The organism is Lentzea atacamensis (assembly GCF_003269295.1).
GTDB classification, from domain to species: domain Bacteria; phylum Actinomycetota; class Actinomycetes; order Mycobacteriales; family Pseudonocardiaceae; genus Lentzea; species Lentzea atacamensis.
The window spans coordinates 34,849-47,615 of record NZ_QLTT01000012.1 but is presented as its reverse complement, the minus strand read 5'-3'; the positions used below and the strand labels follow the sequence as shown (position 1 = coordinate 47,615).

Annotated in this window: 13 protein-coding genes; 6 read left to right on the top strand and 7 right to left on the bottom strand. The window is 68.6% G+C overall.

From position 1 onward, the window contains the following. Genes C8D87_RS38640 through C8D87_RS47250 form a run of 3 tightly spaced genes read left to right on the top strand, consistent with a single transcriptional unit; the run spans position 1 to position 2,092 of the window. Positions 1-312 carry an L-rhamnose mutarotase gene (locus tag C8D87_RS38640; RefSeq protein ID WP_112231018.1) on the top strand — a complete coding sequence of 104 codons (312 nt, stop codon included), beginning with the start codon at positions 1-3 and terminating at the stop codon, positions 310-312. Beyond that, positions 309-1,265 (top strand): aldo/keto reductase, encoded by a 957-nt coding sequence (locus tag C8D87_RS47255; RefSeq protein WP_215732609.1) that lies wholly within the window; start codon positions 309-311, stop codon positions 1,263-1,265. Before C8D87_RS38640 ends, C8D87_RS47255 begins: the two co-directional genes overlap by 4 nt. Next, positions 1,265-2,092 carry an amidohydrolase family protein gene (locus C8D87_RS47250; protein WP_459178200.1) on the top strand — a complete coding sequence of 276 codons (828 nt, stop codon included), beginning with the start codon at positions 1,265-1,267 and terminating at the stop codon, positions 2,090-2,092. Before C8D87_RS47255 ends, C8D87_RS47250 begins: the two co-directional genes overlap by 1 nt. Here C8D87_RS47250 and dapA read toward each other — a convergent pair. Beyond that, a complete protein-coding gene (dapA, locus tag C8D87_RS38625; RefSeq protein ID WP_112231013.1) occupies positions 2,089-2,949 on the bottom strand; it encodes a 4-hydroxy-tetrahydrodipicolinate synthase in 861 nt (286 codons plus the stop codon). The genes C8D87_RS47250 and dapA overlap by 4 nt on opposite strands. Positions 2,950-3,038: 89 nt before the next feature. Here dapA and C8D87_RS38620 point away from each other — a divergent pair, with 89 nt between their 5' ends. Further along, the gene (locus tag C8D87_RS38620; protein WP_211337138.1) at positions 3,039-3,899 is read left to right on the top strand and encodes a LysR family transcriptional regulator; all 861 of its coding nucleotides are present in this window, start codon (positions 3,039-3,041) and stop codon (positions 3,897-3,899) included. Here C8D87_RS38620 and C8D87_RS38615 read toward each other — a convergent pair. Then, positions 3,885-4,559 (bottom strand): FadR/GntR family transcriptional regulator, encoded by a 675-nt coding sequence (locus C8D87_RS38615; RefSeq protein WP_109631436.1) that lies wholly within the window; start codon positions 4,557-4,559, stop codon positions 3,885-3,887. The two genes, C8D87_RS38620 and C8D87_RS38615, sit on opposite strands and share 15 nt — an antisense overlap. 189 nt (positions 4,560-4,748) lie before the next feature. Here C8D87_RS38615 and nagA point away from each other — a divergent pair, with 189 nt between their 5' ends. Further along, on the top strand, positions 4,749-5,948 hold the full coding sequence (gene nagA, locus C8D87_RS38610; protein ID WP_112231011.1) for an N-acetylglucosamine-6-phosphate deacetylase: 1,200 nt from the start codon (positions 4,749-4,751) through the stop codon (positions 5,946-5,948). A gap of 268 nt (positions 5,949-6,216) precedes the next feature. Here the strand turns inward: nagA and C8D87_RS38605 are convergent, their stop codons facing one another. Genes C8D87_RS38605 through C8D87_RS38585 form a run of 5 tightly spaced genes read right to left on the bottom strand, consistent with a single transcriptional unit; the run spans position 6,217 to position 11,783 of the window. Beyond that, on the bottom strand, positions 6,217-7,260 hold the full coding sequence (locus C8D87_RS38605; protein WP_112231009.1) for an SIS domain-containing protein: 1,044 nt from the start codon (positions 7,258-7,260) through the stop codon (positions 6,217-6,219). Further along, on the bottom strand, positions 7,257-8,675 hold the full coding sequence (locus tag C8D87_RS38600) for a glycoside hydrolase family 3 protein (RefSeq protein ID WP_112231006.1): 1,419 nt from the start codon (positions 8,673-8,675) through the stop codon (positions 7,257-7,259). The genes C8D87_RS38605 and C8D87_RS38600 overlap by 4 nt, the downstream gene beginning before the upstream one ends. Positions 8,676-8,678: 3 nt before the next feature. After that, on the bottom strand, positions 8,679-9,497 hold the full coding sequence (locus C8D87_RS38595) for a carbohydrate ABC transporter permease (RefSeq protein ID WP_109631449.1): 819 nt from the start codon (positions 9,495-9,497) through the stop codon (positions 8,679-8,681). Then, positions 9,497-10,498: a carbohydrate ABC transporter permease gene (locus C8D87_RS38590; RefSeq protein ID WP_112231004.1), complete on the bottom strand. Its 1,002-nt coding sequence runs from the start codon at positions 10,496-10,498 to the stop codon at positions 9,497-9,499. Before C8D87_RS38590 ends, C8D87_RS38595 begins: the two co-directional genes overlap by 1 nt. A gap of 10 nt (positions 10,499-10,508) precedes the next feature. Continuing rightward, entirely contained in the window at positions 10,509-11,783 is a 1,275-nt protein-coding gene (locus tag C8D87_RS38585; protein WP_112231002.1) for an extracellular solute-binding protein, read from the bottom strand. A gap of 223 nt (positions 11,784-12,006) precedes the next feature. Here C8D87_RS38585 and C8D87_RS38580 point away from each other — a divergent pair, with 223 nt between their 5' ends. Continuing rightward, a complete protein-coding gene (locus tag C8D87_RS38580; protein WP_109633095.1) occupies positions 12,007-12,762 on the top strand; it encodes a GntR family transcriptional regulator in 756 nt (251 codons plus the stop codon). Positions 12,763-12,767: the final 5 nt, after the last annotated feature.

The following is a 12,767-nucleotide window of genomic DNA, read 5'->3' as shown; positions in this document are numbered from 1 at the left end:
GTGGAGACCGTCGCACTGCACACCCGGCTTCGTGAGGGGCGGGAGGCCGACTACGACCGGATCCACGCGCGGATTCCTGCCGAGCTGGACGTCGCGCTGCGCGAGGCCGGGGTGCATTCGTGGCGGATCTGGCGGTCCGGCCGTGAGTTGTTCCATCTCGTCGAAGTGGACGACTACGAGGCCATGCGCGCCCATTTGGCCACCCACCCGGCCAACATTCCATGGCAGGCTGAGATGGCTGAACTGCTGGAGGTCGAAGACGACTACTCCGGCGCCGAACCCGATGTGCGACTCGTGTGGGAGCTGCCGTGAAGGTTGCTGTTTCTCGTCTGGGCTTCGGCGCTGCGCCGATCGGCAATCTCTACCGGGAGGTCTCCGACGAGGTGGCCTTCGGTGCGGTCGAGGCGGCGTGGCAGACCGGCGTCCGCTACTTCGACACCGCGCCGCACTACGGGCTCGGGCTGTCGGAGCGGCGGCTGGGCGTGGCGCTGGCCGGGCGGCCGCGCGACGAGTACGTGATCTCCACGAAGGTCGGCCGGCTGCTGGAGCCGTTCGACGGCGAGGGCCTGGACGACGAGGGTTTCGCGGTGCCGCGGCACTTCCGCCGGGTGCGGGACTACTCGGCGGACGGGGTCCGCAGGTCGATCGAGTCCTCTTTGGAGCGTCTCGACACCGACCGGGTGGAGATCGTCTACATCCACGATCCCGACGACCACTGGGATGTGGCGTTCGGCGAGGCCTATCCGGCGCTGGAGGACCTGCGGTCGCAGGGCGTGGTCGGCGCCATCGGCGTGGGCATGAACCAGTGGGAGATGCCGGAGCGGTTCGTCCGCGAGACCGACATCGACGTGGTGATGCTGGCCGGGCGGTACACGTTGCTGGAGCAGCCGTCGCTGGTCTCGTTCCTGCCGCTGTGCGCGGAACGCGGTGTTTCGGTGGTGGCGTGCGGCGTCTTCAACTCCGGGCTGCTGTCGAAGCCCGAGGTGCCCTCCGACGCGAGGTACAACTACGAGACCGCGCCGCCCGAGCTGGTCACGCGGGCCCGGTCGATCGCCGAGGTGTGCGAGCGGCACGGTGTGACGCTGCCGCAGGCCGCGATCCAGTTTCCGCTGGGTCATCCCGCGGTGGTGTCGGTGGTGATCGGGTCGCGGACGGCGGAGCAGATGACGGCCAACGCGGCGAACTTCTCCGCTTCGATCCCCGCGGGCCTGTGGAACGAGCTGAAGGCGTTGAACCTGCTCGACCCGGAGGTGCCGACGCCGTGATCGTCGACGCCCACCACCACCTGTGGGACCTGTCCGTCCGCGACCAGGACTGGATCACCGACCCGCCGATGGGCGTGATCCGGCGGTCGTTCCTGGAACCGGACTTCGTCGCCGCGGCACCTGAGGTCTCGGCTTCGGTGCTGGTGCAGACGGTGTGCGTGCCGGAGGAGACGCCGGAGTTCCTGGCGGTGGCGGCGTCTTCGGACATCGTGGCCGCGGTGGTGGGCTGGACCGATCTGACTTCGCCTGCCGTCGGCGATGAGCTGGCGGCGTTGACGGACGGCTCGAACGGGGCGTGGCTGCGCGGGATCCGGCATCAGGTGCAGGGCGAGCCGGATCCGGAGTGGTTGTGCCGCAAGGACGTCTGGCGCGGGCTCGCGGCTGTCGGCTCGTACGGGCTGATCTACGAGCTGCTGACGTTGCCGCACCAGCTGCCGGCGGCGCGCAAGACCGTGGCGGCGTTGCCGAACGTGTCCTTCGTGCTGGACCACTGCTCGAAGCCCGCGATCGGGTCCGATGCGGGTGAGTGGGCCGAGCTGGTGCGGTCGCTGGCGGAGCACGAGAACGTGACGTGCAAGCTGTCGGGCCTGGTCACCGAGGCCGACTGGAAGTCGTGGGACGCGGCTGATCTGCGGCCGTACTTCGAGGTTGTGCTCGACGCTTTCGGCGCCGACCGCCTGATGTTCGGCTCCGACTGGCCCGTCTGCCTGCTGGCAGCCACTTATGACGAGTGGTTGGACGCGGCTCGGGAACTCGTGTCGGAGCTGTCACCCGACGAGCAGGCCGCGATCTTCTCTGGCACTGCTCGCCGGGTCTACGCGCTCTAGACGAACAGGGCCTTGAGCTCGTTGATCAGCTTCGGCGTGGCACCGGTCAGCGGCTCGCGGACCGGACCCGCCGGGAGACCGAGCAGGTTGAGCGCGGCCTTGACCGCCACCGCGCCGGGCTCGCGGGTCATGATCGCCGTGAACACCGGAAGCATGGCCTGGTGGCGGCGCAGCGCTTCCTTGTTGTCGCCCTCGTCGAAGGCGTCGAGCATCGCCTTGATCTCGTTGCCGACGACGTGGCCGACGGTGCTGACCGTGCCGACGCCACCGATCGAGTACAGCGGCAGGATCAGCTCGTCGTTGCCGGAGTAGTAGTCGAGCCCGGTCTCCGCGATGACGCGCGCGGTCGCCAGCAGGTCGACCTTGCAGTCCTTCACGCCGACGATCCGCGGGTGCTCGGCGAGCCGGAGCAGCGTCTCCGTCTCGATCGCCGTCGCCGTGCGGCCGGGGATGTCGTAGAGCAGCGCGGGCAGGCCGGACGCGTCGGCCACCTGCCTGAAGTGGTTCTCGACGCCCTCCTGCGTGGGCTTGCTGTAGTACGGCGTCACGACGAGCAGGCCGTGCGCGCCGTTCTCCTCTGCCTGGCGGGCGAGCTCGATGGTGTGGCGGGTGGAGTTGGTGCCGACGCCCGCGAGCACCTTGGCCCGGTCACCGACGGCCTCGGCGACAGCCTTGATGACCTGCGCCTTCTCCGCGTCGGTCGTGGTCGGCGCCTCGCCGGTCGTGCCGTTGACGACCAGCCCGTCCACGCGTTGTTTGTCCACGAGATGCGCCGCCAGCTCCTGCGCACCCTTGAGGTCCAGGTCACCGTCGGGGGTGAACGGGGTGACCATCGCTACCAGCACTCGTCCGAACATGACTCCAGGGTGACTTGAACATATGCGAAGTTCCAGTTAGAAGTTCTGCCCGGAATGTTAAGCTGAGCTTTGTGTTGGACGTTCGGCGGTTGAGGTTGCTCCACGCTCTCTCGGTCCACGGCACGGTCACCGCCGCAGCCGAGGCCCTGCACGTCACGTCTCCCGCGGTCTCCCAGCAGCTGGCCGCCCTGGAACGCGAGGCAGGCGTCGCGCTGGTCGAACGCGAGGGCCGGCGGTTGACGCTGACCCGCGCCGGACACGTGCTGGCGGCGCACACGCAGCTGGTGCTGGACCAGCTCGCCGCCGCCGAGGCGGACCTGGCCTCGCTGCGGACCTCGGTCTCCGGCGTGGTGCGGATCGGCGCGTTCGTGTCGGTCGCGGCCTTGCTGCCGCGCGTGATCCAGGTGCTGCGCTCGGCGCACGGGTCCGATGTGGACCTTTTCGTGCACGAGATGGAACCGGAAGCCTCACTGCCGGCGTTGCGGCGTGGGGACATCGACATCGCGGTCATCCACTCGTACAACATCATGCCGCGCTCGCTGCCCGAGTCGTGCGAGTCGCACGAGCTGTTCGTGGAGCCGGTGAACGTGGCGCTGCCGTTGAGCGACCCATTGGTGCAGCAGGATTCTGTGGACCTGTCTTTGCTCGCGGACCGGCCGTGGATCATGCCGCGCACCGACGCGTCGTGCCACGAGCTGACGCAGCGGGCGTGTGGGGCCGCGGGGTTCGTGCCGCGGGCGCAGGCCTACTGCGACGACTTCGGTGTCATGTGCGGGCTCGTCGAGGCCGGGCTCGGGGTGGCGCTGGTGCCGTCCGTCGCGCGGCGGCCCGGGGTGGCGTTGCGGCCGTTGAAGCAGCAGGTGTTCCGGACGGTGTCTGCTGTTGTGCGGCATCGGGCGGACGGGCAACCCGCCGTGCGTGCGGTGCTGGAGCAGCTACGCCAGGTCTGAAAGCCACTGCTCGACGCCGGCCACGTGCACCGTCGACCAGCTCCTGGCGAGCTCCGGCTGATGAGCGGCCAGCGCGTCGACGATGGCGCGGTGCTCGGCCACCGTGCGATCCACTGCGTTCGACTGCGTGATGCCGCGCCAGATCCGCACCCGGACCGTCGGCCCGGCCAGCGTGTCGAGCAGCTGGGCCAGGTAGGCGTTGCCGGAGCACTGGGCGATGGCGCGGTGGAAGTCCAGGTCGTGCTCGACGAGCTCCTCGACGGACTTCGCGGACTCGGCGGCGTCGCACAGGGCGCGGAGCTTGATGACCTCGTCCGGGTCGATGCGCTGGGCGGCCATCGCGGCGGCAGCGGGTTCGAGGATGCGGCGGACCTGCAGAACTTCGAGGACCGAGTCCTCGCCGCGGTGCAGGTCGAGGACGAACGAGAGCGCGCCGAGCAGGTCGTCCGCGCGCAGTGACGAGACGTACGTGCCGTCGCCCTGACGGACGTCGAGCACTCGGACGAGTGACAGTGCCTTCACGGCCTCGCGCAGGGAGTTGCGCGAGAGGCCGAGGCGTTCGGCCAGGTCAGCCTCACGCGGGAGGCGGTCGCCGGGCTTGAGCTCGCCCGAAACGATCATCTCCTTGACGCGCAGGATCGCATCGTCAGTGACTGCCACGGCACCCTCAACTCGTCGTAGACCTCGGATGTCTGAGGACCAGTATGCGCCACAGTTGGTCATCTTCGGCGCACCCCCGCACGAATGGCCGTGATTCACGGATTGGGATGTGGGATGGTTATCTACTAACGATACGTGACGCGAACCCCCGTTGTCGCCATAATGGTCTGGACCATTCAAGGAGGGATCTTGGACGCCGTTGTCGCAGCACCGCGCGCTTTGCTCGGTCGCACGATCGTCGGTCCTGCCTCGGTGCGGATCAGGGACGGCCGCATCGTCGAGGTGACCACCGGTGAAGCACCACCCGGCGCGGAGGTTCTGTCCGACGGACTGCTCACACCCGGCCTCGTCGACGTCCAGGTGAACGGCGCCGTGGGCGTCGACTTCGCCGAGGTGGACGCCGCCGGGATGCGGTCGGTGGCCGAGGCTCTGCCTTCGACCGGTGTGACCCGGTTCTTGCCGACGTTGATCACCGCGCCCGTCGACGTGGTGCTGCGCCAGGCCCGTGCGGTGCTGGCCGCCTCGGCCGCGCTGCCGGACGGAGTGGGAGCGCGTCCCCTCGGCGTGCACCTCGAGGGCCCGTTTCTGTCACCGAAGCGGGCTGGTGTGCACGACCCGTCGTTCATGGTCGAGCCGGGACCGGACCAGATTTCGGCTCTGCTCAACGACGACACGCTCCGCCGCGCCCTGCGGATGGTGACGATGGCGCCGGAGCAGCCCGGCGGCCTGGAGGCCGTCCGGCGGCTCGTCGAGGCCGGGGTTCTGGTCGCTGTGGGCCACTCCGACGCCACTGGTGAGCAGACGCGTGCGGCGGCCGACGCCGGCGCGCGCATGGTCACGCACCTGTTCAATGCTCAGCGCCCGCTCGGCCACCGCGAACCCGGCGTGCCCGGTGTGGCGTTGGTGGACGAGCGTTTCACGCTCGGGTTGATCGCTGACCTCGCGCACGTGGGACCGGACGTGTGCCGGTTGGTGTTCAACGCGGCCGGGGCGCGGGTCGCTCTGGTCACCGATGCCGTTGCGGCGGCCGGGATGCCGCCCGGTCGCTACCACCTCGGCGGCGCCGACGTGCTGCTGACCGAGGACGGTGTGCCGCGTTCGCCGGAGGGGACGATCGCCGGGTCCGCCCTCACGCTCGATCGCGCGGTGCGGAACATCGTGTCCGTGGGTGTGCCGATGGCGGACGCGCTCGCTTCGGCCACGATCGTTCCGGCCGAGGTCATCGGGGAGTCCGGTCTCGGCCGTCTCGCGCCCGGTGCTGTCGCCGACCTGGTGTGGTGGGACGACGACCTGCGCCCGAAGAGGGTGTGGGTCGACGGCGAGGTCGTGTTCGACGCCGAGGTGCCCGTTCAGCCCGTCTCCGCCGGGTACGCGACCGCGGGTCAGTAGCGTTTCGTACGAACTCATTGCAACGAAGCTGAGTCGTGATCGTTGCATTGAAAACAGAGCCGTTGCAACAATATGGCGGCTCTGAACTGAATAGATGCTGATCGTTGGCCCGTGCTCGTTGCCTCTGATTGTGAACGCAACGTAGCGTTTTCGACATCGGAAACAATGAGCACTGGGCTGATCACAATGCAGAACACCATCCAGGGTCCGGATCGGCAGCAACACGAAAGGGCCGCCCGGAGCAGATCCGGGCGGCCCTTTCGGCGTTTCACAGCGTCCGGGTGACCTTGTTCAGGCCCCGCGGACTGTCCGGGTCCCCACCGCGCGCCAGAGCCAGGCCGTGCGCGAGGCGTTGCACCGGAAGGATTTCCAGCACCGGCGCCACTTCCTCTGCCGTCTCCGGGATGCCGATCGACAACGCGGAAGGCACCTTCTCGGAAGCGGAACCGACGGCCACGACGTCCGCGCCGCGCTGGTTCACCACCTCCAGCGCGTCCAGCAGCGAGTCGCCGCCCTTGCCCAGCGACGTGATCGCCAGCACGGCGGTTTCGCCGTCGACAGCAGCCACGGGACCGTGCAGCAGGTCCGCGCCGCTGTACGCCCGCGCCGCGAGGTACGACGTCTCGGCGAGCTTCAGCGACGCTTCCAGTGCCGTCGCGTACGAGTAGCCACGCCCGGTCGTCAGCACCCGGTCCACGAACCGGTAGCGCCGCACCGCTTCCTCGACCGTCGGAGCCGACGCGTCCAGCGTCACCTGGGCCAGGTCGCCCAGCGAGGCCGCCGCCGCGCCGTCGCCACCGCGCACGGCGTCGATCAGCAGGTACAGCGCCAGCAAGGTCGCGGAGTACGTCTTCGTGGCGGCGACCGCGTGCTCGACCCCCGCGGCGACGTCCACCGAGAGCTCGGCGGCGGCGTTGAGCGGGGACTCCGGCGTGTTCGTCACGGCCACGGTCAGGGCACCGCGGCGGCGGGCCGAGGCGGTGACCTCCAGCAGGTCGGGAGAGCCACCGGACTGCGAGACGGTGATCAGCAGAACGTCGCGCAGGTCGGGCTCGGCGCCGTAGAGGGTGGTCGTCGAGGCGGAGACCAGTCCGGCCGGGAGCTGCAGCAGGATCTCGGTCAGGTACTTCGCGTAGATAGCGGCGTGGTCGCTCGACCCGCGCGCGGCGAACAGCACGAAGCGCGGCGCCCGCTCGCGGATCACGGAGGCGACCTCGGCGATCGACGAACGTGACGCGTAGAGCGAGGAGAAGATCGACGGCTGCGCGGCGATCTCCGCTGCCATGTGCTGGCCAGGCTGGGGCGTGGTCATGTCGTGCCTTTCAGGATCAGCTCGGCCGCGGCTCGGAGGCTCACCCGAGAACCGCCGTGGGTGTCGATGCGGGCGACGCTGCCCAGGTCAGGACCCGGCACGCCGGTTTCGACGTGCACCACGTCCAGGCCCAGATTAGTTAAGTTTGTTACCAGTTGTCGAGCGCTGGTGTGGCGATGTGCGTCTCGCGTCACCACCACAATCGTCCGGTCGCCGGCGGCCCGCGCAACTTCTTCGGCGGAGACGTCGCGTGACGCGATCACCTCGGTGCCGGGAAGCACCTCGCGCAGATACGGCCCGAGCCCCCACGGGACGTCGCCCACCGCGATGGACGGGTCCACCACCAGGTCGACGACCACCGGAGACGTACCGACATCAACCCGGCCGCGCACCTCGACAGCACGTCGAGCGGCCGTGAGACCTATCCCGGCGTCGTGGGCGTCGACGGTCGACGGCGGAAGCCCGAGGGCCAGTGACCGCGCGGCCGCCTGAGCCAGGCGTTCCTGGGAGAGCTCGCCGGACTTCACGGCGGCCACGATCGACTCGATCAGCCACTGGAGGTCGTCGTCGTCCAGCGCGATGCCGCCGAGGCACAGCGCGTCGACACCCGCGGCCAGCGCGCGCACGGCGCCGACGGCCAAGTCGCCACCAACGGCCTTCATGTCCAGGCCGTCGGTGATCACCGCGCCGGTGAAGCCCAGCTCGGAGCGCAGCAGGTCGATCGCGTGCTTGTTCAACGTCACCGGCGCGCTGCCCCACTCTGGCACGACGAGGTGGCCGGTCATGATCGACCGCACACCCGCGTGCACGGCGGCCTGGAACGGCACCAGCTCCACCGCGCGGAGTTGTTCCTCGGTGCGCGGCAGGACCGGAAGCTGCTCGTGGGAGTCCTCAGTGGACGCTCCGTGGCCGGGGAAGTGCTTGGCACACGCGGCAACGCCGACGGCCTGCAGTCCCTCGACCCACGCGGCGACGTGCCGCGCGGCCAGCACGGGGTCCGAACCGAACGAGCGGACGCCGATGATCGGGTCGTCCAGGGTGAGGACGAGGTCGGCGGACGGCGCGAGGTTCAGCGAGATGCCGCAATGCGCCAGCCGCGCGCCGATCGACGCGGCGACCGAGCGGGTGAGGTCCAGGTCGTCCGCCGCGCCCAGGGCGTGGTTTCCCGGCACCTCGGAGCCGTGGCCCGCGTCGAGACGAGTGACGTCGCCGCCCTCCTCGTCGATGCCGATCACCACGTCCGGGCGCACCGAACGCAGTTCACCGCACAGCGCGGTCACCTGGGCGTCGTCGACGACGTTGCGGCCGAAGAGCACCACGCCGCCGAGACCGTCAGCGACCCGCCGCAGCAACCAGTCGGGGGCGGTCGTTCCGTGAAACCCAGGCAGCAGAACGGCAGCGGCCAACTGATCCACGTGTCATCCCTTCACTGCACCGGCGGTGACACCGGCGACCATCTTGCGCTGCACGATCAGGAAGAAAACGAGTGCCGGCACCGTGAAGAGCGCGGAGGCGGCCATCGCGCCACCCCAGTCGGTGCCGAACGCGGTCTGGAAGCCGGACAGCCACACCGGCAGGGTTTCCAGGTCCTGGCTGCGGATCAGCACCTTGGCGAACAGGAACTCGTTCCACGCGGTGATGAACGCGAACACCGACGTGGCGACCAGACCCGGTCCCAGCAACGGCAGCGTCACCTTCTGGAACGCGCCCCAGCGGCCGCAGCCGTCGACCATCGCGGCCTCTTCGAGCTCCACCGGGATGCCGTTCACGAAGCCGCGCAACGTCCACGCGCAGAACGGCAGCGTCACCGCGAAGTAGACGAGCACCAGCGACGAAAGGTGTTCGTAGAGCTGAAGATCCCGCATCATCAGGAACATCGGAATCAGCAACGCCTCGAACGGCGCCATTTGCGCGACCAGCATCAGCAGCACGAAGCTCTTGCGGCCGCGGAACGCGAAGCGCGACATGGCCACGGCAGCGGTGATGCCGACGATGATCGCGGCGAGCACCGCGGTCAGCGTCACCATCAGGCTGTTGCCCAGTGCGGACAGGAAACCCGGCTTGGTCCACGCGGTGATGAAGTTGGTGAACGTCACCGAGAACGGGATCAGGTCGTAGTCCGAGGTGATCGTCGAGCCCTTGGGCTTCAACGCGGACGTGATCATCCAGTACGTCGGGAACAGGAAGAACAACGCGAGCAGGAGGCCCGCGGCGTTCGCGGCAGACTTCTTGAGCATCAGATCTTGCCCTCCTCGGTCTGCAGCAGCCTGCGCAGGTACTGGAAGGTGATCAGGCCGAGGATGATCATCATCAGGACGCTGATCGCGGCGGCGACACCGAAGTGGCTCTTCGCGATGCCTTCCAGGTACTGCAGCACTGCGAGCGTCGTGCTCTCACCGCTCGGTCCGCCCTCGCGGAACACCCAGATCTGGGCGAAGACCTTGAAGTCCCACAGCGTCGACAGGAACGTCACCATCATCAGCAGCGACCGGATCTCCGGCCACGTGACCGCGCGGAACGTCTGCCAGCCCGTCGCGCCGTCGATGCCAGCGGCCTCGTAGAGGTCGCGGGGGATGCCGACGAGCCCCGCGTAGAGGGAGAAGGCGAGGAACGGGATCGCCTGCCACACGATCAGCAGACCGACGACCGACAACGTCGACGTGCCGGAGGAGAACCACGAGTAACCGGCGAAGGAGTCGAACCCGAGCTGCACCAGCGTCTTGTTCAAGATGCCGTAGTTCTGGTCGAACATCCACTGGTAGACGGTGGTGGACGCCAGGATCGGCATGGCCCACGCGCAGAGCATCGCGACCTGCAGCGCGATCCGCACCCACGGGGTGAGCACGCGCATCAGCAGTGCGATCAGCAGACCCGTGCCCACCGAGGCGCCGACGACGGCGATGGTGAACGCGACGGTGCGCAGGGTCACGGTCCAGAAGCGCTCGTCCTGGAGAACCGTCACGTAGTTGTCGATGCCGGTCCACACGATCTCGCCGCGGACCAGCTCGCCGAGGTTGAGCTGGCGGAAGCTCGTCACGAAGACCGAGACGACCGGGAACCCGATCAGCCAGAGGATCGCGATGAGCGCCGGAGCCAGCAGCAGGTAGGGCAGCGCCCGGTCGAAGGCGCCGCCCCGGTGGCGGCGCTTGGGCGCCCCACCCGTCACGGCAGGCGGCAGCGCCGGCGGGGTGATGTCCCCGGCCGGCGCTGCCGTTTCGGTCGTCTTGACGGCCGTCATCTCAGCTGGGCTAGCCCATGGCCTTGGTGACGGCTTCGCTCGCGTCCTTCGTCGCCTGGTCCAGCGACTTGGCGCCGGACAGGTACGCGGTCAGCGCGTCCTTCAGCGGGTTCTGACCGGCCTCGACCGCCGCCCACTTCGGCGTGGTCGGGGTGACCTTGCCGTTCGGGGAGGAGTCGGCCAGCGCCTTGCCGACCGGGTTGGTGGCGAGCTTCGAGGTGTCCTTCGAGGTGCCCGGCACGGCGCCACCCTCGGCGAGCATGTCCTGGTACTTCTTGGACGACAGCAGCGCCAGGTACTTCTTCGCGGCAGCGGCGTTCTTGCTGGCCGCCGGGATCGCGAGGTTCGAGCCGCCGAGGAACACCGGCGCGGTCGAGCCGGCCTTCTTGGACGGGATCGGGAACGCCGCGGTCTTGTCCTTCAGCTCCGGCTTGTCCTTGGTCGCGCTGCCGAGCTCCCAGGGCAGGCCGATCATCATGCCGACGTTGCCGGTCTGGAACACCTCGTACTGCTGCGGCTTGGCCTCGTCCGTGTCAGCCGGTGCCTTCTTGGTGGCCGACGCGTCGTAGAGCTCCTTGTAGGCCTGGAAGCCCGCCTTGGCCTGCGGCGTGTCGAGCTTGCCGGTCCACTTGCCGCCGTCCTGCGTGGCGACGTCGCCGCCCTCGTCCCACAGCAGCGAGAGCAGGAAGTACCAGGACTGACCAGGCAGGTAGAGAGCCTGGAAGTCAGGGTTGGACGCGTTCGCGGCCTTGAGCTTGTTGATCGCGTCGATCCACTCGGCACGCGACGTCGGCGGCTTCGTGATGCCGGCCGCCTGGAACAGGTCGGTGCGGTAGATGACGGTGCGGTTCGCGGCGTAGAACGGCATGCCGAACTGCTTGCCGTTCAGCGTCAGCGAGTCCTTCAGACCGCCGAGCCACTCGCCGCTGTTGAACTGGCCAGCGTCCGCGGTGAGGTCCATCAGCGTGCCCTGGTCGGCGAAGCTCGCCGTCTGGGTGTTGCCGAGCTCGATGACGTCGGGCGGGGTGCTGCTGGCCAGCGCGGTGGTCAGCTTCTCCTGGATACCGGTCCACTTCTGGACCTCGTACTTGACCTTGATGCCGTTCGCGCTCTCGAACTCCTTGTTCAGAGCGTCGGTCAGGGTCGGCGCCGCGGAACCGTCCATGAGCCACACGGTGATCTCTTTGGTCTCCGTGCCGCTACCGCTGTTCGTGCTCGTGCCACATCCCGACACGGCCACTGCCAGTGCGGCGGCACCAGCAGCGAGTCCTCTCCAGCCCTTCACAGTCGCGCCCTTTCAGCAAGCCCGGCCCCACGGCCGGAACGCCCAAGTGGTGTAGACCAATGCGGAACAGCGTGTGCCGCGTCACTGCTCCTGTCAAGCGCGTTGCCAAAGCGTTGCGGAGTCATCGGACCAATTTCGTGTCGATTGACGGGGGTTCGAACGCACGAAACGACACGGACAAGGCATCCTTGTGATGCCTGACATGGAGTGCGAGGAGGAGGCCATGCTGGAGACGACGCCTGTATCAGGCGTGGACGCCAGGACGCGTGCGCAGCGCGAGCCGAAGTACTGGGGTCTCAAGCGGCACCTGCTCGACCTGTTGAGGGCGCTGCCGCCGGGTTCCCCGATCCCCACGGAACGCTCGCTCGCCGCCGAGTTCGACGTCTCCAGGACGACGGTCCGGCAAGCGCTTGCCGAGCTGACGGTCGAGGGCCGGCTGCTCCGTGTGCAGGGCAAGGGCACCTTCGCGGCCGAACCCAAGGTCGCCCAGAGGTTGCAGCTGTCTTCGTACACAGAGGACATGCGAGCCCAGGGCCGCGTGCCGTCGTCCAAGCTGATCGAGGCCTCCGAGATGCCCGCGGAAGCCGAGCTCGCCCGGCTCCTGGGCGTGCGGCCCGGCGCCAAGGTGCTGCGTCTGCACCGCCTGCGCCTCGCCGACAACGAGCCGATGGCGATCGAGACCACGCATCTGGCCCTCGGCCGGTTCCGCGGGCTTCGCCGCTACCTGGCTCCCGGCGCCTCGCTCTACCAGGTGCTGTCGGAGCGGTTCGGCGTCGAGATGGGACACGCGGAGGAGACCATCGAGACCGCGCTGGCCTCGCCTGAAGAGGCAGAGCTGCTCGGTGCCGACATCGGCCTGCCGATGCTGCTGCTGTCCCGGCACTCGTTCGACACCGAGGGCAACCCGATCGAATGGGTGCGCTCGGTGTACCGAGGTGACCGGTACAAGTTCGTGGCCACGCTGAACCGGCCGTCCTGATCGGC